This window comes from Flavobacterium sp. CF108 (genome assembly GCF_900129795.1).
Classification (GTDB): Bacteria; Bacteroidota; Bacteroidia; order Flavobacteriales; family Flavobacteriaceae; genus Flavobacterium.
In genome coordinates, this window is sequence record NZ_FQWW01000010.1 from 1 (window position 1) to 24,378 (window position 24,378).

A 24,378-nucleotide genomic window follows, 5' to 3' on the forward strand; every position below is an offset into this window, starting at 1 on the left:
ACAGCATTAGTTCCATCAGATGTAAATCTGACAACTACTACTGCAGATCCGACAGGATATTTAGTTTTAAACCCGGACGGAAGTTTAACATTAGGTGCAAATGCTCCGGCAGGTACTTACCAGTTAACTTATACGATCTGTGAGAAACTAAACCCAGCAAACTGCAGTTCAAACACAGTAAGTGTAACAGTAGGAGCGCCGACACCAACACCAGTAATTGATGCAGTAACAGAAACTACAGCATCAATAAACGGAAATACAGGAGGCACAACAATAGCTTTAACAGCTAACGATACCTTAAACGGAAACCCGGTTGTAATCGGCACTTCAGCAGGACAGGTAACCTTGACAGCAGTGAGTGTTCCAACAGGATTAACACTAAATGCAGACGGAACCGTAACAGTTGCACCAAATACACCGGCAGGAATCTACGATGTAGAATACCGTATATGTGAGATTACAAACCCGACAAACTGTGATGCAGTAATTTCTAAAGTTGTAGTAATTAGCGGTGCAGTATTACAAGCAATTGATGACGTAGTGGGATCAGTAGTTGGAGTAAATCATCCTCAAACCATTATTAATGTTTTTGATAATGATACTAACAACGGATTACCAGTTGTTGCAAATGATATGAACCTTTCAGTTGTAACTCCAGATCCAACAGGATTCTTAACATTGAACCCTGACGGAACAGTTACTTTGGGAGCAAATGCACCAAGAGGAACATATGAATTGACTTATCAGATTTGTGAAAAATTGAACCCAACAAATTGTAGTTCAGCTTCGATTAAAGTAACAGTTGATGAACCAACAATGACAGTAACAGCAAGTAGTTATTGTTCTAATAACGTTCCTTATGTAACATACAATGTTGTAGCAGATAATTTCACACCTACTAATTTGTTAACAATTCAATGGGTTGATAGTGCAAATAATGTAGTGGCTACTCAAACTAACTTGCCATTAAGCGGAAATATTTTATGGCCGGGTGCAGCTATTGATAGTAGCGGAAACGGAGTAGACTGGCCGGGATGGATAAACACAAATGGTCAATGGACAGAAGGTGCTGATGGATTTGAGAAAACAAGACCAGCGGTTACAATGGTATTATCATTAAACCCAACAGTTAGTGTGCTGGTAAATTACCCAGCAGCTACAGCAGATTGTAATGCAAGACCAACTTTTGCTATCCAAGCAAATAACGATACAGCAGGACCAATAGATATTAGCAAAGGAATCAGCGGAGGTATAAATGTATTTAATAATGATACACAAAACGGATCAGCAGTTATTCCAGCAAACGTAACTTTAAGTACAGTTACTCCAAATGCTAATTTAATTTTGAATGTAGATGGTACAGTTGATATTAAACCTGGAACACCAACGGGAACTTATCATTTGACTTATCAAATATGTGATGCTTTAAGTTCATCTAATTGCAGTCAGGCAGTTGTAACTATTGAAGTCTTGAATACAGTTATTCCGGTTACACCAACAAAACCAATTGTGGCTAACAATGACGGAGTAATATCGGTTGATGGAATTAATGGTTCTCTTGAATTCATAAATGTTTTAGATAATGATTTACTAGACGGATTGGCAGTTAATCCTGCAGATGTTACGATTTCAAACACATCTAACAATACAAATTTTGAATTTAATGCTGACGGAACCGTAAATGTAAAACCAAATACACCAGGCGGGTCTTATGAAATTACATATGAAATTTGTGAGAAAGCAGCAACGACAAGAAATTGTGCTTCAGCAACATTATCAGTTTTTGTAGAAGTTCCAGGAATTGCAATTGTTAAAACGGCAGTGTTTAATGACGATAACGATAACAAAATTGCAAATGCAGGTGAAACAATTACATACAAATTCGTAGTAACAAACACAGGAAATGTACCGTTAACAGGAATTACAATTTCAGATCCACTGCCGGGAGTGATCGTTTCAGGACAAGCTATTAGTTTAGCTGTTGGCGAATCAAACGATACAAACTTTAGTGCAGTTTATAAAATAACACAAACCGATATTAATAACGGAAAAGTTACCAATCAGGCAAGTGTTAAAGGAAGCAGTGCAAAAGGAGTAGTGGTTGAAGATATCTCAGACGATTCAGGTATCAATGGAGACAAACCTACAGTAATAACATTAAACGGTTGTGAAATCAATGTTCTTAACGCATTCTCTCCAAATGGAGACAGCAAAAATGAACGATTCTACATTCAGGGATTAGAATGTTACCCAGATAATACAGTAGAAATCTACAACCGCTGGGGTGTTTTAGTTTTCGAAAAGCAAGGTTACAATAATGAAGACAGAGTATTTAAAGGATATTCAGAAGGGCGCACAACTATGAAACAATCAGAAGGATTGCCAGTAGGAACCTATTTCTATATTCTAAAATATAAAGACAGCGGTTCAAACCCTCACGAAAAATCAGGTTATTTATATATCAATAAATAAAAATTATAAACGGCTTAGTATAAGTTAAGCCGTTTTTAAAACTCTTATAAATGAAAAAATTAGGCTTAATTTTCATGTTTTTTACAATTGTGTGTTCTGCTCAGCAAGACTCTCAATTCACACAATATATGTATAATACAATCGAAATCAATCCGGCATATGCAGGTTCGCGCGGCGTATTAAGTGCTTTCGGTTTATATCGTACACAATGGGTTGGACTTGACGGAGCGCCGGTAACAAGTACTTTTTCAGTAAATACACCTCTGGACAATAGTAAGTTAGGATTAGGAGTTTCGCTGGTAAATGATAAAATCGGACCAACGACTGAAAATACTTTGTCTGCAGATTTGTCTTATAGCGTTCCAACTTCGGAGTCATTTCAACTTTCATTTGGTATAAAAGCCACAGCAAATCTTTTCAATCTTGATAAAACCAAATTAAGTTATGAAGATCAAAATGATGAGATGTTTCAGGATTTAAGAAACAAGTTTACACCAAATATTGGAGCCGGAATTTACTGGCATTCAGATCGTGCTTATTTAGGATTATCAGTTCCAAATTTTATCGAAACAAATAGATACGATGATAACGATGTTGCCATCTTCAAAGAAAAAATAAACTACTATTTCATGGCAGGTTATGTTTTCAATTTAGATCGTTTAGAATACATAAAATTCAAACCGGCATTGTTAACAAAAATGGTAGAAGGAGCACCTTTGCAGGTAGACCTTTCAGGAAATTTTATGTTTAATGACAAATTTGTCGTGGGGCTTGCTTACCGTTGGAGCGCTTCTGTAAGTGCAATGGCAGGTTTTCAGGTTACAAGAGGAATGTATATAGGATACGGTTATGATCACGAAACCACACGTTTACAAAAATACAATTCGGGATCACATGAAATTTTCCTTCGTTTTGATTTCTTTAATAACTACAGCAAACTAACCTCACCAAGATTCTTTTAATATTTAAATATGAAGATGAAAAATTTAATTTATTCCTTTTTGTTCTTTTGCTATTTCTTCAATGTAAATGCACAAACTGCCAGTATAAAAAATGCAGATCAAAAATATGATAATTACGCTTACGCGGATGCTATAAAAGCGTACGGAAGTTTAGTAAAAAAAGGAGTTAAAGAAGAAAGAATATTTCAAAGACTTGGTAATTCCTACTATTTCATAGGAGAATTAGAAGAAGCCCTAAACTACTATCAGGAACTATTTAATTTAAATGAGAACCAGGAAGCTGAGTATAGGTACAAATATGCTCAATGCTTAAAATCAATTGGGAATTACCGTAAAGCAGATGAAGTTTTAGAAAAATTCAGCCAAAAAGCACCTTCAGATAAAAGAGCCATTTTGTTTTTAAAGAATAAAAGTTATCTGGAAGATATTAAAGCAAATTCAGGCCGATTTGATATTGCCGATGCCGGGGTTAATTCAAAAGATTCAGATTATGGAAGTACAATTTTAGACAATAAATTAGTATTTACATCTGCAAGAGATACAGGTGCGATTATCAAAAAGAATTTTAAATGGACAAACAAAGCCATTTCGACCTTATATACAGTAGAATTAAATGCTGACGGAAGTATCGAAAAACCAGTACTATTTCACAAAAAAAATTTAAAAGTAAACTTCAATCAATCGACTCCGGTTTTTACAAAAGACGGACGAACCATGTATTTTACCAGAAACAATTCTGTAAACGGTAAAAGAAGACAAAACGAAAATAACATTACGTTTTTAAAACTTTATAAAGCAGTTTTAATTGATAACGAATGGAAAGAAGTTCAGGAACTTCCTTTCAATAGCGACGAATACAGTGTAGCACATCCAGCCTTAAGTCCTGATGAAAAAACATTGTATTTTGCGTCAGATATGCCCGGAACATTTGGACTTTCGGATATATTCAAAGTAAGTATAGCTGCCGATGGAACTTTTAGTACACCAGAAAATTTAGGACCTGAAATTAATACAGAAGGAAGAGAAACATTTCCTTTTATTTCAGATGAAAACGAACTTTATTTTGCCAGCGACGGAAGACCAGGTTTGGGCGGACTTGATATTTATGTTTCAAGAATAACCAAAGAAGGTTTATTTGATGAAGTACTAAATGTTGGAGAACCAATAAACAGTAAGCAAGACGATTTTGCTTTTATAATTGATAGTAAAAACAGAAACGGTTTTTTCTCTTCAAATAGAGTAAACGGCCACGGACTTGATGATATTTACCGTTTTACAGAAAACCGCAGATTAATCTGTGAGCAGCAATTATCAGGAATAGTTACAGATCAGGAAACAAACGCACGACTATCAAATGTTAATTTGATTTTATTTGATGAAGCTGGTAAAACTGCAGTTGAAACAAAATCAGATGCAAATGGAAATTATGCTTTTGCCGATGTAAGATGCGGAAAAAAATATTTTATTAAAACATCAAAAGAAGAGTATTTGTTTAAAGAAGTTTCTCTAACACTAAAAAAAGCAACAGGTTCAACTACGCTGCCAATAGCTTTAGAGCAGAAACCAAAACCAATTGTAAAAGCAATGCCGGTTGTAATAAAAGGCAATTCTATCAAACCAGTTAAAGTTAACATTACAATAGGAACCGATTTGGTAAAACTTTTAAACATCCCAATGAACTTTTTCGATTTAGGTAAAGCAACAATTAAAAAAGAATCTGAGCCTAAACTTCAAAAAATCGTTGATATGCTAAAACAATATCCAACTATAAAAATTGATATTCGTTCACATACAGACAGTCGTTCATCTACAGAAAGTAATCAGATTTTATCAGATAAAAGAGCACAGTCTTCAAAAAACTGGCTGGAGCAAAGAGGAATTGATGGAAGCCGTTTAACAGCAAAAGGATACGGAGAAACGCAACTGGTTAATAAATGTGCCGATGGTGTAAAATGTACCGAAAAAGAACACCAGCAAAACAGACGAAGCGAATTTATAATTACAAGTATGTAATTTAATAATATAAAAAAAGCCCTTTTCAATCTAGAAAAGGGCTTTTTATTTATGAATTGATGTTGTTAGATTTCTCAATAAGCATCTCACTAATTTCACTTAAAAACTCAAATTCATCTAAAGGAAACATTTCTAAAACCGTTTCTAAAATCAGAGACACATTCACGGGATTTTTGTTTGTTTCCGAAATTTTATCTGCTTGTTGGTCTAATGTCAAAATGCACATTTTTAGCATATTGGTTATAACACAACCAAGTTCAAAATAATTTGAGAATTTAATTTGAGCGACATTATTTTCTGTTTTATCGTCAGCTGGTTTTAAGGTGCTGAAATATCTGGCGGTTAATTTGTGTAATTGCTCTAAATTTTTAATTTCATTTGTTTCCATGACGATATTTTTTTTCAAATATAAGATTTTATTTATATACGACATATATGTCGTTTTATTTTTTTCATCAGTTTGATAGATTTGATTTGTGGAAAATGAAAAATACAAACTAGAGATTGTTAGATTGGGTTTACTAATTAAGGAACTTCGATTAAAAGAAAAGATTACACAAGAACAATTGTCCAGATTGTGCAATGTTGATGTAAGGACTATTCAGCGCATTGAAAAAGGACAACAAAATATTACCATTAGTTTACTTTTTTCAATATCAGATTCATTGAAAATAGAATCGAGCGTATTAATAGGTAAAATATTTTTTGAAAACCCACAATAAATCAATTAGACTTCCAAATTAAAATTATCCTTTTATATAATCCCTACGGGATATTTTTGGATTGGGATTTCTTTTTTTTCTACCGATATTTAACTCCTAACGGAGTATTCTATACAAATTTATATTCGGTTTTGCTATCATTTAATATTTCGTAGAAATTATATATCGGTAGCCATTTAAAATATCAACATGCATTTGTCTCTTAGAGACTATACATTTAATATTGTTTCATATCTCCCTACGGGAAATTGTTTGGGTTGAAATTTCTTTTTTTTCTACCAACCAATTACTCCTAACGGAGTATTTTCTAAAAATTTATATTCAATTTATCATCATTTAATATTTTGTAGAAATTATATATCGGTAACTATTGCAAATATCCACACACATTTTGTCCCATAGGGACTATACGTTTAATATTGTTTCATATCTCCCTACCTCCCTACGGGATATTATTGGATGAATGATTTCATTTTTTTACCAACTAATTGCTCCTAACGGAGTATTCCAAAAATTATAACATTTGATTTTACCGATATTTTATTTCTAGCGAAATTCTACTATTATATTTAATTTCTACAAACACTCCGCTAGGAGTGACTGGTCGGTAGCAAAAAAAAATATCCGACATGCATTTTGTCCCATAGGGACATTTGATCGTCGACAAAAACAGGAATATATAATGAAATTCATATTTTATCACGAACACGTAAAAACGTTAAAAAATCTACTTTTCTACAAAAAAACTTTGTAAATCTTTTCTTTCTTTAGTGTATAATTTCGAAAACTTCAATTTTTATGTATTTTGTTTAAAATGAACAAGTTGAGATTTTAAAAAATCGATTTCGTTGCGCATCGTATTTGTTTTTATTTTAACTTTATAAATCTAAAATTTTTCAGATATGACTGTACATCAAATACTTAATGCAAAAGGAAGGAATGTTTATTCCGTACGTTCAACAACAACCGTTTTTGAAGCCTTAAAAGTAATGGGCGATAAAAATATAGGCGCCATTCTTGTTATTGACGGAAACGATTTAAAAGGGATTTTGTCTGAGAGGGATTATGCTCGAAAAATTGTTTTAAAAGACAAATCTTCAAAAGAAACTTTTGTACATGAAATTATGGAAAGCAACGTTTTCTCGGTACTGCTTTCAAATAATATCGAAGACTGCATGGAACTCATGAGTTCAAAAAGGATCAGACATCTTCCTGTTTTAGAAGATGGGACAGTAGTGGGAATTATTTCAATTAGCGATGTTGTTAAGGCAATTATCGAAATTCAAAAAGACACTATTAATCACTTAAACTCTTACATCTCACAGTAAATACACTTTTTAAAATACTTTTTTCAATAGTCCGAAACAGCTCGGACTATTTTTTTTGACTTCTCAATTTTGATATTTTAACAAAAGAAAGCACCAAAACGCCCCATTTTAAAAGTAAGACTTATATCTTTGTAAGCTAGAATAAAAGCTAAAATAATGAACAAAGAGAGTAAAAAAAGAGAGGCGTTACTGTATCACTCAGAGCCAACTCCAGGAAAAATTCAGGTAGTTCCAACAAAAAAATATGCAACCCAAAGAGATTTATCGCTGGCTTATTCGCCAGGAGTTGCTGAACCTTGTTTAGCAATTGCAGAAAACATTGAAGATGTTTACAAATACACCGCAAAAGGAAATTTAGTTGCCGTAATCTCAAACGGTACAGCTGTTTTAGGTCTTGGAGACATAGGTCCAGAAGCAGGAAAACCTGTAATGGAAGGAAAAGGTTTGTTGTTTAAAATATTCTCAGATATTGACGTTTTTGATATCGAAGTTGGCACAAAAGACGTTGAAGAATTTATTCAGACTGTAAAAAATATTGCTCCAACTTTTGGAGGTATTAATCTTGAAGATATCAAAGCACCGGAATCTTTTGAAATCGAAAGAAGATTAATAGAAGAATTAGATATTCCGGTAATGCACGATGACCAGCACGGAACCGCAATTATTTCTTCTGCAGCATTAATCAATGCACTTGAATTAGCAGGAAAAAAAGCCGAAGACGTAAAAGTAGTAGTTTCCGGAGCAGGATCTGCAGCAATTGCTTGTACAGATTTATACGTATTATTAGGTGTAAAAGTTGAGAATGTTTTAATGTTTAATAGTAAAGGACTTTTAACAAAAGACAATCCTTCATTATCAGATTTACAATTAAAATATGCAATCGACGGTCCAAAAATTGAATTAGCAGAAGCTGTAAATGGAGCCGATGTTTTCATCGGATTATCATCTGGAGATATTCTTTCGCCAGAAATGTTATTGACCATGAAAGATAACCCGATTGTTTTTGCAATGGCAAATCCAAATCCGGAAATCGATTATAATTTAGCTGTAGAAACTCGTAAAGATGTTATTATGGCTACAGGCCGTTCAGATTTTCCTAATCAGGTAAATAACGTTTTAGGATTCCCTTACATTTTTAGAGGAGCGTTAGACGTGCGTGCTACAAAAATTAACGAAGCTATGAAAATGGCCGCTGTAAAAGCATTGGCTATTTTGGCAAAAGAACCAGTTCCAGAACAGGTTAACGTAGCTTATGGAGCAACAAAATTAGGTTTCGGACAAGAATATATCATCCCAAAACCATTTGATCCTAGATTAATTACAATTGTTGCGCCTGCAGTTGCAAAAGCAGCAATGGAATCTGGAGTAGCAAAAAATCCTATTACAGACTGGGCTGCTTATGAAGATAAGCTTCGCGAACGTATGGGTAATGATAATAAAATGGTACGTTTAATTACAAATCGTGCTAAATTAGAACCTAAACGAATTGTTTTTGCTGAAGCTGATCAATTAAATGTATTAAAAGCAGCACAAATTGTACATGAAGACGGGATTGGTATCCCGGTTTTATTAGGAAGCAGAGAGACTATTTTAGAATTAAAAGAGGAACTAGGTTTTGATGCAGAATTAGAAATCATTGATCCTAAAACAAACGAAGAAGAAGAAAGACGTAACAGATTTGCAGCTTCATACTGGGAAACAAGAGAACGCAGAGGAGTTTCATTGCTTGATGCCCAAAAATTCATGCGCGAAAGAAACTATTTTGCTGCCATGATGGTAAACGAAGGCGAAGCAGATGCTCTTGTTACAGGTTACTCAAGAAGTTACCCAAGTGTAGTAAAACCAATGCTTCAGTTAATTGAAAAAGCACACGGAGCTTCACTTGTTGCAACAGCAAATATGATGTTAACTTCTCGTGGGCCAATGTTTTTATCAGATACTGCAATAAACATTAATCCATCATCTGAAGATTTAGTGAACATTGCCTTGATGACTGCTAAAACAGCAAAAATGTTCGGAATTGAACCTGTGATTGCAATGGTTTCGTATTCAAACTTTGGTTCATCAACACATCAAAATGCTTCAAAAGTTAGAGATGCTGTAGCGTATTTGCATAAAAATCACCCAGAGATGGTCGTAGATGGTGAAATTCAGGCAGACTTTGCTTTAAATTCAGAAATGCTTCAGGAAAAATTCCCTTTCTCTAAACTAGCAGGAAAAAAAGTAAATACACTGATATTCCCTAACTTAGAGTCAGCAAATATTACCTATAAGTTGATGAAAGAATTGAATAAATCAGCTTCTATTGGGCCAATTATGATGGGATTGAACAAACCGGTTCACATTTTCCAATTAGGAGCAAGCGTTGAAGAAATGGTAAACATGGCAGCAATCGCTGTTATCGACGCTCAGGAAAAAGAAAATAAAAAAAATAAGTTGGCTCAATAGCAGCATTAAATTAAGGATCGAATAATATTGTCTTATTTTTATTGCATTTTTATTATATTTGATACTTATTTAATAATACTATGATAGCACATTTGCAGGGGAAATTAGTAGAAAAGAATCCCACAGAAGTTGTAATTGATTGCGGTGGAGTAGGATACCACGTAAATATTTCTTTACATACTTTTTCATTAATCCCTAATGCTGATTTTATAAAATTGTATACGCATCTTCAAATCAAAGAAGATGCGCATACTTTATTCGGATTTGTAGAAAAATCTGAACGAGAAATATTTAGAATGCTTTTGTCTGTATCGGGAATTGGGGCAAACATTGCCAGAACAATGCTCTCTTCAATAGAACCAAGACAAATTATTAATGCAATTGCCTCAGGAGATGTAGGTTTAATTCAATCCATAAAAGGAATTGGAAACAAAACTGCACAGCGTGTAATACTGGATTTGAAGGAAAAAGTGTTAAAGTTGTACGATTTGGATGAAGTTTCAGTAGTTCAAAACAATACAAATCGAGATGAAGCGTTATCTGCTTTGGAAGTTCTAGGTTTCGTTCGCAAAACTTCAGAAAAAGTAGTAGAAAAGATCGTCAAAGAAGATCCGGAAGCTACTGTAGAAACGATCATTAAAAAGGCTTTAAAAAGCTTATAAAACCAATTTTTTATAACCAATTGTATGCGTAAAATTTGTATTTTTTTACTGGTTTTATTTTGTGGTAATGTTATACGATCACAAGTAAATCCGGCGGTTCAAGATACAACTAAAACTCAGTTTTCTGTAGGGAAACTCGAGATCGATAATCCTCCAAGCATACTTTCGGCTTATAAATACGATCCTATTACAGATCGATATATTTACACCAGTTCGGTTGATGGTTTTTCAATCGATTATCCTATTGTTTTAACTCCCAAAGAATACGAAGATTTAGTTCTAAAAGAATCACGAAGAGATTATTTTAGAAAAAAGGCGGATGCAATCGATGGTAAAAAAACCGGGGCCGAAGCAGCTAAAAAAGATTTACTGCCAAGATACTATATCAATTCAAGTCTTTTTGAAAGCGTTTTTGGAAGTAACACCATTGATGTAAAACCTACAGGTTCTGTCGAAATGGATTTAGGTGTTCGTTACACCAAACAAGACAATCCTTCATTCTCTCCTCGAAACAGATCAAGTCTTACCTTCGACTTTGATCAGCGTATCAGTATGAGTTTAATGGGAAAAGTGGGAACAAGATTAGAAGTAAATGCCAATTACGATACCCAATCGACATTTGCATTTCAAAACTTGTTTAAATTAGCTTACACTCCTTCAGAAGATGATATTATTCAAAAAGTAGAAGTTGGTAACGTCAGCATGCCGCTGAACAGTACGTTAATACGTGGAGCGCAAAGTTTATTTGGGGTAAAAGCACAATTGCAATTTGGAAAAACTACCATTACAGGGGTTTTCTCCGAACAAAAATCACAGACAAAAAGTGTCGTTGCAGAAAACGGAGGAACGGTTCAAAACTTTGATTTATATGCTTTAGACTACGATAATGACCGTCACTTTTTCTTATCGCAATATTTTAGAAATAAGTACGATGCATCATTAAAAAAATATCCATTTATTGACAGCCGTGTTCAAATTACAAGATTAGAAGTTTGGGTAACCAATAAACAAAATCGTGTAAGCACCAATAATAATAACCTTAGAAACATTATTGCGCTTCAGGATTTAGGTGAAGCTCAAATTACAGGAGTACCGGATAACGAAGTTGTAGTTATTAGTTCAACTGCAGGATTTTTCAATAATCCGATAGATTCACCAACTAATAACAATAACAATAAGTACGATCCGGCAACAATAGGCCAGGCTAGCTCTTTTTTAAATTCTAAAATTAGAGAAATTGTAACAGCAAAATCTGGATTCAATAACACAAATGTCAGCGAAGCAACAGATTATTCTGTTTTAGAAAATGCCAGAAAATTAACCACTGCAGAATATACATTTAATCCACAGTTAGGATACCTGTCTTTACAGCAGCGTTTGGCAAATGATGAAATTCTGGCCGTTGCTTTCGAATACACAATTGGAGGGAAAGTATATCAGGTTGGGGAATTTGGTAGTGATGGTGTTGACGGAACTGTTGTAACAGGAAATAACAACGCAAATCAGGCAATTATTACGCAGAGTTTAGTTTTAAAAATGCTGAAAAGTAATTTGACAAACGTTCAAAATCCGGTTTGGAACCTGATGATGAAAAACGTTTATCAAATTCCACAAGCGTATCAAATTAAACAAGACGATTTCAGACTAAATATCCTTTACACAGATCCTTCGCCAATAAATTATATCACGCCGGTTCAGGGATCGAGTTTTCCTTCAAACCCAACATCGGATATGAAAGTCGATCAAACCCCATTATTAAATGTTTTCAACTTAGACCGTTTAAATTATAATAACGATCCACAAGCTGGTGGTGATGGTTTCTTCGATTATATTCCGGGAATAACTGTTGATGTTCAAAACGGACGAATCATATTTACCACAAAAGAACCTTTTGGGGAACTTATATTCAATAAATTGAAAGATGGTGGTCAAAATTATAATGATCCATCAACCTATAATGCAAACCAGCAGAAGTACGTGTTTAGAAATATGTACAGAAACACACAAGCTGGTGCATTGCAGGACAGTGATAAAAACAAATTCTTATTAAGAGGAAAATACAAATCATCTGGAAGTAACGGAATCCCTATTGGAGCATTCAATGTACCACAAGGTTCTGTTGTAGTTACAGCAGCCGGAAGAGTTTTAGTTGAAGGAATAGATTACAGCGTAGATTATCAATTAGGGAGGGTTCAAATTCTTGACCCTTCATTGCAGGCATCAAATACACCAATTGAAGTTTCATTAGAAAATAATTCAATCTTCGGACAGCAGACTCGAAGATTTATGGGATTAAATGTCGAGCATAAAATTTCGGATAAATTTGTAGTGGGTGGAACTTTCTTAAAAATGACAGAAAGACCATTTACGCAAAAATCAAGTTATGGTCAGGAATCAGTAAACAATACCATTTTTGGATTCAACGGAAACTATTCAACAGAAGTTCCATTCTTAACCAGATTAGCCAACAAGCTTCCAAATGTTGATACAGATGTTCCTTCGAATTTATCTATTCGTGGTGAGATCGCATTTTTAAAACCAGATGCGCCAAAAGCCAGTGATTTTGAAGGAGAAGCAACAATTTATATTGACGATTTTGAAGGTTCACAGTCAACCATAGATATGCGTTCTGCCTATGCATGGAGTTTAGCTTCTGTTCCATTTATCACTAATGATGCAGATGTTACTTTTAATGCTAATTTTAATGATTTACGATACGGTTATAAAAGAGCAAAATTATCATGGTATACCATTGACCCTATATTTTATACCTCAAAACCATCCGGAATCTCAAATGATGATTTATCATTAAATACAACAAGAAGAATTTATAGCAGAGAGCTATATCCAAATACAGATATTGCACAAGGGCAGATACAGGTGGTTAATACACTTGATTTAACGTATTATCCATCTGAAAGAGGTCCGTATAATGATAATCCTGATTTTGGAACAACTAATCCCGCAACAAATTTTGGTGGAATTATGCGTGCCTTAAATTCAACCAATTTTGAGCAGGGAAATGTCGAGTACATTCAGTTTTGGGTTCTTGATCCTTATGTTGGAAATTCAGAAGCTCCGGCAAATAATACAGGTAAAATTTACTTCAACTTAGGAGAAATCTCTGAAGATGTTTTAAAAGACGGAAGAAAACAATACGAAAACGGATTAGGGCCAGATCAGATAAAGGTTAATCCGAGGCCGCTTTGGGGTGATGTTCCGGCTTCGCAATCTTTAATTTATGCTTTTGACACCAATCCTGACAATAGAAAAAATCAGGACATTGGTTTAGATGGTTTACCAAGTTCTCAAGAAGGACAAGTGTATACAAATTATGCCGGTGAGGCAGATCCAGCTGCAGATGATTATACTTATTACTTAAATACAGACGGTGGTGTTTTAGAGCGCTATAAAAATTATAACGGTACTGAAGGAAACTCTGCAGTAAGCATTGATGATCCTAATCGTGGTTCTACAACTTTGCCGGATGTTGAAGATATTAACCGTGACAACACGATGAGTACAATCAATGCCTATTATGAATATAGTATTGATATTAAACCAGGAATGCAGATTGGTCAAAATTACATTACAGACATTCGTGAACCAGGTGATGTAGGCCCTGTAGAATTGCCAAATGGCGGCACCACAACTGCGAGATGGATTCAGTTTAAAATTCCTGTTTCACAGCCGCAAAATACCATTGGTAATATTACAGACTTTAGATCTATTCGTTTCATGCGTATGTTCATGACCGGATTTAACAGTCAGGCAACGGTACGTTTTGGTGCTTTAGATTTAGTAAGAGGGGAATGGAGAAGATATACAGGAACACTAGATGTTAATCACCCAAAACCAGACGATTCTACTGTAGAATTTGATGTTGCAGCGGTAAATATTCAGGAAAACAGTAATAAATGTCCAGTTAACTATGTAATTCCTCCGGGAGTACAAAGAGAGCAGTTGTACAATAACAATACGGTTATTAATCAAAACGAACAGGCATTAGCAGTAAGAGTTGCAGGTTCAGGTTTACAATATCAGGATTCGAGAGCAGTTTTCAAAAACGTAAGTGTCGATATGCGTCAGTATAAAAAACTGAAAATGTTTTTACACGCCGAATCTCTGCCAAATGAAAATACACTTCAAAATGATGAAATGGTAGGTTTCATTCGTTTTGGAAATGACTTTACACAAAACTTTTATCAAGTCGAAATTCCATTAAAAGTAACTCCTACAGGAGGGTCTTGCGCTATAAGTCCAGATCAGGTTTGGATGGAAGAGAATGATATTGATTTGGCGCTCGAATTGCTGACAAAAATGAAAATCAAAGGGATGAGCATTGATATCAATTCTACTAAAAGAGATGTCAATGGTATTTATTACCCGGATAATGATCCAGATGCTGAAGGCGGTGACGGAAGCGACAGATTAACTTTAGGTATTAAAGGAAATCCTAACTTCGGTTTAGTTCGAAATTTAATGGTCGGAGTAAAAAGTAGGGCAGATCATAAAGATATTAAAGGAGAGGTTTGGTTTAACGAACTTCGTATGTCTGATTTAGAAAACAAAGGCGGTATGGCGGCGATATTAAATGTCGACACCAATATGGCCGATCTTGCTACACTTTCTGCAACGGGTAGAAAAAGTACAATTGGTTTCGGGTCTTTAGAGCAGGGAGCAAACGAACGCAGCCGTGAAGATATTCAGCAGTATAACATCGTTACTAATTTAAACATAGGAAAGTTACTGCCTAAAAAATGGGGAATTAACCTGCCATTTAATTATGCCATTGGCGAAGAAGTAATTACTCCGGAATATGATCCGTTTAACCAGGATATTAAGTTAGATCAATTAATTAGAGAAACGACAGATCAGGCAGAAAAAGACAATATTAGAACTCGTGCTGTAGATTATACAAAACGTAAAAGTATCAACTTTATCGGAGTAAGAAAAGACAGGGCAGCCGAGCAAAAACCTCATGTTTATGATGTTGAAAACTTTACATTTTCACAATCATACAATCAGGTAGAACGCCATGATTATGAAGTAGAAAATTATGAAGACGAACAATCAAATACGGCGGTAAACTATGCCTATACCTTCCAGCCAAAAGAAGTTGTTCCGTTTAAGAGTACTAAATTTATGAAGAAAAGTGATTACTGGAAATTATTAAGTGATTTCAATTTTAATTATCTTCCTTCAAATATATCTTTCAATTCTAATATTTTAAGACAAAGCAATCGTCAACAATTTAGAGAAGTTGAGTTAACTGAAAATAGTATTGGACTTGATCCGCTTTACAGAAGAAATTTTGCCTTTAATTATCAATATGGTTTTGGTTTTAATTTAACTAAATCTTTAAAGCTTAATTATAGTGCAACATCAAATAACATTGTTCGAAACTTCTTAAACGATGACAATACTCCAAAAGAAGATTTTAATATCTGGGATGATTACTTCGATATTGGAACGCCAAACCAGCATGCACAGCAATTGGTCTTGAATTATGAAATTCCAATTAATAAAATTCCAATTTTTGGTTTTGTAAAAGCGAATTATTCTTATACGGCAGATTATAACTGGCAGCGTTCATCAACAGCGTTTTCTGAATACGAAGATCCTAATACCGGTACTATTTATGATTTAGGAAATACAATTCAAAATGCGAACTCAAATACGCTTACAACGACCTTAACTATGGCTACGCTGTATAAGTATTTAGGTTTAGTTCCTGGTGCAAAAAAGCAAGCGAAGCCTAAACCAACAGCGCCGCCAAAACCGGGAGAAAAAATTGTAAATACAGCTAAACCAGTAGTAAACAGCAGTCCATTCTACGATGGTTTAATTGGAGTATTAACAAGTCTTAAAATGGTACAGATTAATTATACCAAAAACAGCGGAACGGTTTTACCGGGTTATACGCCAAGTATTGGTTTCTTAGGAACATCTAAACCAAGTTTAGGATTTATTTTCGGAAGTCAGGATGATGTGCGTTACGAAGCAGCTAAAAACGGATGGTTAACAACTTATCAGGATTTCAACCAAAGCTATTCACAGGTTACTAATAAACTGTTGAAGATTACAGCTAATATTGATTTACTGCCAGATTTAAAAATTGATTTGTCAATGGACCGTTCGTATTCTGAAAATACTTCAGAACAATATACGGTTGATCCGGCAACACGTGAATATATGCCATTGTCTCCTTATACTTACGGAATGTTCTCTATTTCGACAGTATTAATAAAGACAGCTTTTCAAACCAGTAACGAAAATGAGTCGGCTGCATTTGATGACTTTAGAAATAACCGTTTAATAATTGCAAACCGTTTAGCAGAGCAGCATTATGGATCTGGTGTTGTAATTCCAAGATATGGAGATGCAAACAATCCAATTCCGGCAGAGACAGATGCAAATTATGCGATTTATACAGCCAATCAAGGATATCCAATAGGATATACTAAGAGTAATCAGGCCGTATTATTGCCTTCATTCCTTGCAGCATATGCAGGAAATGATGCTTCTAATTCATCAACAGATATATTTAGAAGTTTCCCAATTCCAAACTGGAGTATTAAGTACAATGGGTTAATGCGTTATAAATATTTTAAAGATAAATTCAAGCGTTTTTCATTACAGCATAATTATAGAGCGTCATACACAATCAATCAGTTTAGATCAAATTTTGATTATAATGATTCGCCAAAAGTGCAGGATGTTAATACCAATTTCTTCAATGAAATTATTATGTCTAATATCAATTTAGTAGAACAATTCAGCCCATTAATTAGAATGGATTTTGAATTGAAAAGCTCGCTGAGAGTTCTTTCTGAAATTAAAAAAGACAGAGCATTATCAATGAGTTTCGATAATAATTTATTGACAGAAGTTAAAGGTATTGAATACGTAGTTGGTTTAGGGTATCGATTTAAAGACGTTATATTTTCATCAAGACTTGCTGATAATCCAACAGGAATTATTAAAAGTGACATTAATATAAAAGCTGATTTTTCATTTAGAAACAATCAAACTTTAGTTCGCTATTTAGATTACGATAACAATCAATTAGCGGCCGGGCAAAATATCTGGTCACTAAAATTAACAGCAGATTATTCGTTCAGTAAAAACCTTACAGCAATATTCTATTACGATCATTCGTTCTCAAAGGCAGTGATTTCAACATCATTCCCGTTAACGAACATTCGATCAGGTTTTACGCTTCGATATAATTTCGGAAATTAAATTTAGGTTTCTAATCGGGATTTTATTAGAAGATTATTACATTTGTTGCTGAATTATTAAAATATCAATTTTCAAACATACTATTATGAGCATACCAGCAAATTTAAAGTACACAAAAGATCACGAATGGGTTAGCATCGAAGGAGATGTTGCGACTGTAGGAATTACTCATTTTGCACAAAAAGAGTTAGGGGATATCGTGTATGTTGAAGTAGAAACTTTAGATCAGACACTTGATAAAGATGAGGTTTTTGGAACAGTTGAGGCTGTAAAAACAGTTTCTGATTTGTTTTTACCTTTAACTGGAGAAATTATTGCTTTTAATGAAGAATTAGAAAGCGCTCCTGAAACTGTAAATTCTGATCCTTACGGAGCTGGATGGATGATTAAAATTAAAATTGCTGATGCATCAGAAATAGATAGTTTATTATCTGACGAAGCTTATAAACAACTTATCGGTGCCTAAACAATTATTGTTAATCTGGGCAATTATCTGCTCTGGAATCATTGCGTATTTTTGTTTAATAGATTCAAGCAATATTCCGGCGGTAAATTTTCCGAGTATTGACAAGATTGTGCATTTTTGTTTTCACTTTGGCTTTACGATTTCCTGGATCTTATTCTTTAAGAAAGAACTTAAAGGAAAAGATGCTAATGATTATAAAGCGTATTTGATTTCGTTTATCTTTTCTGTTTTTTTCGGAATAACAATCGAAATTTTACAAAGTATCATGACAACAACTAGGGCATCAGATGTAACAGATGTTTTAGCAAATGCATTAGGTGCATTCGTAGGAGTTTTTTCAGCGATAGCTTTTAAAAAACAAATCGATAAAATATAAGAATATAATTACCCACTTCGGTGGGTTTTTTATTGGCGTAAAATCAAGCTTTTAAAACAGTATTTTTTCTGAATTTAAATGTATTTTTGCCCCATTCGATCTAACTTCAATATTATGAATGTTAAGCAATACTTAGATTCTACTTATTTAAAAACTGCTGCTCAAGCCGGAATTTCGGAAGAGGAGAATAGTATTGTAGTTAAAAATGCAATTGCAGAAGCAATTCAGGAAAAGTTTAAACTCATCATGATTCGACCTGAACATGTGAGTCTGGCCAAAGAAATGATCTTAAAAGAAAATTCGAATTTACTGGTTGGAACGGTAATAGATTTTCCTAAGGGAAATTCAAGTCTAGAATCTAAGATCAAAGAAGCCAATGAAGCGATCGAAAATGGCGCCGATGATTTAGATTTTGTCTGCAATTATGAAGCTTTTAAAAACGGAGACGTTTCATTAATAAAAGAAGAAATTCTAATAGGAAGCCAAATAGGATTAGCCAGTAATAAAACAGTAAAATGGATTATTGAAGTCGCAGCATTGACGGATAAAGAAATTATCCAGCTTTCGGCTTTAATAAAAAATGTTGTTATATCGAATTTTAAAGAAGAAGATTATGCTTTTGTTTTCGTAAAATCATCAACAGGTTTTTATAAAACCGAAAATGATCTGCCAAACGGAGCCACAATTCCTACCATTATAATGATGCTCGAAAACGCATCGCCTTTGCCGGTAAAAGCTGCCGGCGGTGTTCGCTCTTATGAAGATGCAGTAGAAATGATTCGTTTAGGAGTTAAACGTATCGGGACTTCGGCAGCAAAAGCGATCGCAGACGGAAAAAATACTACAAATCAATATTAAATCATTAAGCCCCAATCTAGTGAATAAGTTTTTTTTATCTTTTATTATCAGCCTGTTTACCTTGCTTAGTTTTGCACAGCAGACTAATGTCACACCTGCTTTTACTTCAGAGCAGTTTCCTATTTTTCCGCATTGCGAAAATCTTCAGTCTAAAAATTTAGAAAATTGTTTTTACAGAGAAGTACAGAACTTTGTATATGATAATTTTCAAATTCCTGAAAACTTAAAACAAAACAATTACAAAGGAGAAGTAAAAGTGCTTTTTGAAGTGGATGCAAACGGTGAGTTTAAAGTAATTTACGTAAATGCAGCAGATGATTTACTAGTTGAAGAAGCAAAACGTGTTTTTGGAAAATTCCCGAAAATAAAACCTTCGACTTATAACGGAAAACCGACTTATTCAAAATATACTATTTCAATTGATATTCCTTTAAAAAGCGCAGATCAGATTGCCGCAGAAGCTTTGGCAGCATCTGAAATTGAAAAGCCAATTGAAAAACCAATGACGGAATTAGACAGTATTGTATACAAAAAATACAATATGCCTGAATTTGAAAGTCATTTAAATATTCCATTTTCGCATAGTTATTATGCACAGTTTGATGGCGCAATGAACCAAGTAGGGAGTAATAATCATACTGCTTCAAAACCGTATACTTATGCTGAGGTTTCAAAATATTATAATTTAAAAGCAGTAAATGAATCGCTTCAGAAAAAAGTTTCCGGCTGGTGGGGCAGAAAGCTTTGGAATGAAAACCTGGTTCAGATTCAGGGTGAAGATTACTGGCTGGCCTTAAACCCAATTCTTGATTTACAAATGGGAAAAGCTTCAGATCTTGATGCGTCTTATTCGTATGTAAATACGCGTGGACTTAATTTTAGAGGAGGCTTAGGAAAACAGATTAATTTTACCACAACTATTTTTGAAAGTCAGGGAAGATTTGCAGGTTATTATAACGATTATGCAGAAACATTAAAACCTTCTGGAGGAAATCCGGCGATTATTCCGGGAATGGGAATTGCTAAGAGATTTAAAACAGATGCTTACGATTTTCCTTTGGCAGAAGCCAATATTACTTTTGCGCCAAGTAAAATATTTGACTTGCAATTAGGTTACGGCAGAAATTTTATTGGAGACGGATATCGTTCGTTGCTTGAAACGGACGGAGCAAGTCCTTATCCTTATTTTAAAATCAATACGACTTTCTGGAAAATTAAATATACCAATACTTATATGTGGCTTAAAGATGTTCGCCCAGACGTAACGGTGGACAGAACGTATGCAAGCAAATATATGGCGAATCATTATTTGAGCTGGAATGTTTCGAATAAACTGAATTTAGGTTTCTTTGAATCAGTAGTTTGGACAGATACCAACAACAGAGGGTTTGATGTTAATTTTGTAAACCCTATTATTTTTTACCGTTCTGTTGAGTTTGCTTCATCATCACGAAGCGGAAATGCGCTTTTAGGAATGACATCTAAATACAAATGGAATAACAATGTCAATTTATATGCTCAGTTTTTATTAGATGAATTTTCGATTGGTGATATGAAGTCTGGAGATCAAAGTTGGAAAAATAAATTTGGTTACCAGTTAGGCGCTAAATATTACAACGCTTTTCATGTAAAAGATTTGCTTTTACAATTAGAATACAATCACGTTCGTCCTTATGTGTATTCTCATAGCGATCCAATTACGAATTATGGTCATAATAATCAAAGTATTGGACATCAATGGGGAGGAAATTTTGAAGAATTTATGGCAATTGGCCGTTACCATAAAGGACGTCTTTTTGCCGATGCTAAATTTACAGTTGGTAAAAGAGGTTTAGATTTTGATACCGCAGAAAACAGTTATAATTACGGAGGAAATATCTATAAAGATTACGATTTAAACCGTCCGTATGATACTGGCGTAAAAGTAGGTCAGGGAAATAAAACCAGTATTTTTATTGCTGATATCCAAGGAGGATATTTGATCAATCCGATCACAAATTTAAAATTATTCGGAAGTTTTATTTACAGGAATTTTGATCCAACTCAGGAAACGGCAACAACATTTAAGCAAAGTACAACCTGGTTTACTATTGGTTTACGTTCTGATATCTTTAACTGGTATTTTGATTACTAGAATTTTTAATAAGATTTTTCGAAATAATAGTGTTAAAGATTGGAAAGTTCTTATTTTGTAGAGGTTTTATTGGAAAAAATCTAAATTTAAAGTTCCAAATTCTATAATCTAATTTGTACATTTGCAGCACTCAAAAAAAATATACAAAGACTACGGTATTGAACGCTGCTAAAAATACAATTTCAATCAAATCAATATTTCTGGATTTCAAAGAGATAACTAAGGCCGGCTTGGCTATTAGTGTTTTGTTTTCTTCAATCGCCGGATATTTATTAGGAGTTAATGACGAACATCCTTTTAAATGGAGTGTTTTGATTATTTTGTCAATTGGCGGCTATTGCATGGTTGGAGCTTCAAATGCTTTCAATCAGGTAATTGAAAAAGATATCGATTCTTTGATGGATCGAACAAAAAATCGTCCGGTTCCTTCCGGAAGAATGTCTCCCGTAACAGCATTAATTGTTGCAAGTTTGCTTACTATAATAGGTATTGCATTGTTGTATACCATAAATGCAAAGTCGGCAATGTTTGCCGCAGTATCAATATTTTTATATACAAGCATATATACTCCTTTAAAAACCGTAACTTCATTATCTGTTTTTGTTGGAGCTTTTCCCGGAGCAATCCCATTTATGTTAGGATGGGTTGCGGCAACCGGAGAATTTGGTATCGAAGCCGGAACGTTATTTTTAATTCAGTTTTTCTGGCAGTTTCCTCATTTTTGGGCCATTGGATGGTTTTTGTATGATGATTATGCAAAAGCAGGCATTTACATGCTTCCAACCGGAAAGAAGGATAGAAAAACAGCTTTGCAGGTTATTTTATATACGATTTGGTTAATTATAGCTTCTCTATTGCCAGTTTTGGGATATACAGGGCAGTTGTTTATTTCACCAATCGCTGCAGTTTTAGTGTTTTTATTAGGTTTATGGATGTTGTTTTATGCGGTGCGTTTGTACCAATTAAGAACACCAAAAGCCGCAAGAACATTAATGCTGGTAAGCGTATCGTATATTTCGTTACTGCAGATTGTATTTATAGTAGATAAATTTTTAAGATAGTTATGGAAATGACAATTCAAGTAAGTGAAGAACAGGTACAAAAATCAAAATCAGCCAAACTGATTTTGTTGTTCGCAATGGTAAGTATGACCATGATGTTTGCAGGACTTGCAAGTGCGTTTGTGGTAAGTAAATCAAGAGCAGACTGGTTGACTAATTTTCAAATACCAACTGCGTTTTATTTTAGTACAGCAGTTATTATTGGATGCAGTATTACTTTTTATTTAGCGAAAAAGGCAATCGAAAAAGGAAACAGAAGTGCTGCTTCTGCGTTTCTTTTAGGGACATTTGCTTTGGGAATTCTGTTTGTAATTTTACAATTCAGAGGTTTTGGGCAAATTGTAGAAAGCGGGTATTATATGACAGGACAAGGTAGCTCAATTACTACAACTTTCCTTTATGTAATTGCGTTTACACACCTATTGCACTTGGCGGGCGGATTAATTTCGCTTTTAATTATAATTTATAATCATTTTAAACAAAAATACAATCCGACTCAAACTCTTGGTATAGAACTAGGTGCGATGTATTGGCACTTTTTGGATTTATTATGGGTATTATTATTTTTATTTTTATATTTCTTTAAATAAGAAAAAAACGTAAATTTGGGAACTTTTTAACGAATATCTTTTATGGAAGCGACAGTTACTACTGCAAATAACGACGAAAAAACTTGGGGAGGCGGAGAGCATAGCCAGCCACTAGGAGCAAGTTATGGTAAAATGATGATGTGGTTTTTTATCGTATCGGATGCCTTGACATTCTCTGGATTTTTAGGTGCTTACGGTTTTTCTAGATTTAAATTTATTGAAACATGGCCATTGGCTGATGAAGTGTTTACTCACTTTCCTTTTATGCATGGTGTTTCGGCTCCTATGTATTATGTAGCCTTAATGACTTTTATCTTGATTTTCTCATCTGTAACAATGGTTTTAGCTGTTGATGCAGGTCACCAATTAAAGAAAACAAAAGTTGCTGTGTACATGTTCTTAACAATTATTGGAGGTTTAATTTTCGTTGGTTCTCAAGCTTGGGAGTGGAAAAACTTCATTAAAGGAGAATACGGTGCAGTTGAAACTAAAGGAGGAAGTTTATTACAGTTTGTTAAAGCAGATGGAACAAGAGTTGCTCTTGCAGATTTTGCAGTAAAATTGCCAGAACAAAGAGAAGAATTAACAAGAAGCCATGCAACTTGGTTTGTTCAGGATGCAGAGACACAGCCAACTTATACTGTTGCTGAAATTCAGGCAGGTTTTAAAGCACACCCTGATGTATTAATCAGAACTGAAAAACTTACTGCTGAAAAGAAAAAAACTGTTTTAACTAGAGCAGAATCTGAAGCTCGTTTAGTTGACGCAAAATATGTAGTAGAAGGAGCAAACTTAACTAGAAATGAATACGGTAGTAAACTATTCGCTGATTTCTTCTTCTTCATCACAGGATTCCACGGATTCCACGTATTTTCTGGAGTTATCATTAATATCATTATTTTCTTTAATGTGTTATTAGGAACTTACGAAAAGAGAAGAAGCTACGAAATGGTAGAGAAAGTTGGTTTATACTGGCACTTTGTAGATTTAGTTTGGGTATTTGTATTTACAGTTTTCTACTTAGTTTAATTTTAGATTTTA

The 24,378-nt window shown here is 34.1% G+C and carries 16 protein-coding genes; 15 read left to right on the forward strand and 1 reads right to left on the reverse strand.

From position 1 onward, the window contains the following. The 3 genes from BUE10_RS21720 to BUE10_RS21730 form a co-directional block, all read left to right on the forward strand. Positions 1–2,472, forward strand: a 2,472-nt coding sequence (locus tag BUE10_RS21720; protein ID WP_143187754.1) for a T9SS type B sorting domain-containing protein, incomplete at its 5' end; no start/stop codon positions are given. Positions 2,473–2,522: 50 nt separating this feature from the next. Beyond that, complete coding sequence (locus BUE10_RS21725; protein ID WP_073488967.1) at positions 2,523–3,434, forward strand: PorP/SprF family type IX secretion system membrane protein; 912 nt, start codon at positions 2,523–2,525, stop codon at positions 3,432–3,434. Between the two features lie 9 nt (positions 3,435–3,443). Beyond that, positions 3,444–5,447 (forward strand): OmpA family protein, encoded by a 2,004-nt coding sequence (locus tag BUE10_RS21730; protein ID WP_073488969.1) that lies wholly within the window; start codon positions 3,444–3,446, stop codon positions 5,445–5,447. A gap of 49 nt (positions 5,448–5,496) precedes the next feature. Here BUE10_RS21730 and BUE10_RS21735 read toward each other — a convergent pair whose 3' ends face one another. After that, positions 5,497–5,853, reverse strand: coding sequence for a hypothetical protein (locus tag BUE10_RS21735; RefSeq protein ID WP_317043651.1), 357 nt, complete (start codon positions 5,851–5,853; stop codon positions 5,497–5,499). A gap of 70 nt (positions 5,854–5,923) precedes the next feature. Here BUE10_RS21735 and BUE10_RS24390 point away from each other — a divergent pair, with 70 nt between their 5' ends. The 12 genes from BUE10_RS24390 to BUE10_RS21795 all read left to right on the forward strand — a co-directional run bounded on the left by BUE10_RS24390 (position 5,924) and on the right by BUE10_RS21795 (position 24,366). Then, positions 5,924–6,169, forward strand: coding sequence for a helix-turn-helix domain-containing protein (locus BUE10_RS24390; RefSeq protein ID WP_083598252.1), 246 nt, complete (start codon positions 5,924–5,926; stop codon positions 6,167–6,169). 902 nt (positions 6,170–7,071) lie between these two features. After that, positions 7,072–7,497, forward strand: a complete 426-nt coding sequence (locus tag BUE10_RS21745) for a CBS domain-containing protein (RefSeq protein WP_053471668.1) — start codon at positions 7,072–7,074, stop codon at positions 7,495–7,497. A gap of 156 nt (positions 7,498–7,653) precedes the next feature. Continuing rightward, on the forward strand, positions 7,654–9,945 hold the full coding sequence (locus BUE10_RS21750; protein WP_073488972.1) for an NADP-dependent malic enzyme: 2,292 nt from the start codon (positions 7,654–7,656) through the stop codon (positions 9,943–9,945). Positions 9,946–10,025: 80 nt separating this feature from the next. Next, positions 10,026–10,607 carry a Holliday junction branch migration protein RuvA gene (ruvA, locus tag BUE10_RS21755; RefSeq protein WP_053471666.1) on the forward strand — a complete coding sequence of 194 codons (582 nt, stop codon included), beginning with the start codon at positions 10,026–10,028 and terminating at the stop codon, positions 10,605–10,607. A 24-nt stretch (positions 10,608–10,631) separates the two neighbouring features. Continuing rightward, positions 10,632–17,852 (forward strand): T9SS outer membrane translocon Sov/SprA, encoded by a 7,221-nt coding sequence (gene sprA, locus BUE10_RS21760; protein WP_073488974.1) that lies wholly within the window; start codon positions 10,632–10,634, stop codon positions 17,850–17,852. 85 nt (positions 17,853–17,937) lie between these two features. Further along, a complete protein-coding gene (gcvH, locus tag BUE10_RS21765; protein ID WP_073488976.1) occupies positions 17,938–18,318 on the forward strand; it encodes a glycine cleavage system protein GcvH in 381 nt (126 codons plus the stop codon). After that, entirely contained in the window at positions 18,311–18,694 is a 384-nt protein-coding gene (locus BUE10_RS21770; RefSeq protein WP_073488978.1) for a VanZ family protein, read from the forward strand. The genes gcvH and BUE10_RS21770 overlap by 8 nt, the downstream gene beginning before the upstream one ends. 114 nt (positions 18,695–18,808) lie before the next feature. Beyond that, positions 18,809–19,552, forward strand: a complete 744-nt coding sequence (deoC, locus tag BUE10_RS21775) for a deoxyribose-phosphate aldolase (RefSeq protein ID WP_083598254.1) — start codon at positions 18,809–18,811, stop codon at positions 19,550–19,552. Between the two features lie 19 nt (positions 19,553–19,571). After that, entirely contained in the window at positions 19,572–21,686 is a 2,115-nt protein-coding gene (locus tag BUE10_RS21780; protein ID WP_073488980.1) for an energy transducer TonB, read from the forward strand. 158 nt (positions 21,687–21,844) lie between these two features. Next, entirely contained in the window at positions 21,845–22,747 is a 903-nt protein-coding gene (gene cyoE / locus BUE10_RS21785) for a heme o synthase (protein ID WP_073488982.1), read from the forward strand. A 2-nt stretch (positions 22,748–22,749) separates the two neighbouring features. Then, a complete protein-coding gene (locus BUE10_RS21790) occupies positions 22,750–23,337 on the forward strand; it encodes a cytochrome c oxidase subunit 3 (protein WP_073488984.1) in 588 nt (195 codons plus the stop codon). 42 nt (positions 23,338–23,379) lie between these two features. Continuing rightward, positions 23,380–24,366 carry a cytochrome c oxidase subunit 3 gene (locus tag BUE10_RS21795; RefSeq protein ID WP_073488986.1) on the forward strand — a complete coding sequence of 329 codons (987 nt, stop codon included), beginning with the start codon at positions 23,380–23,382 and terminating at the stop codon, positions 24,364–24,366. The last annotated feature ends 12 nt before the right edge of the window (positions 24,367–24,378 follow it).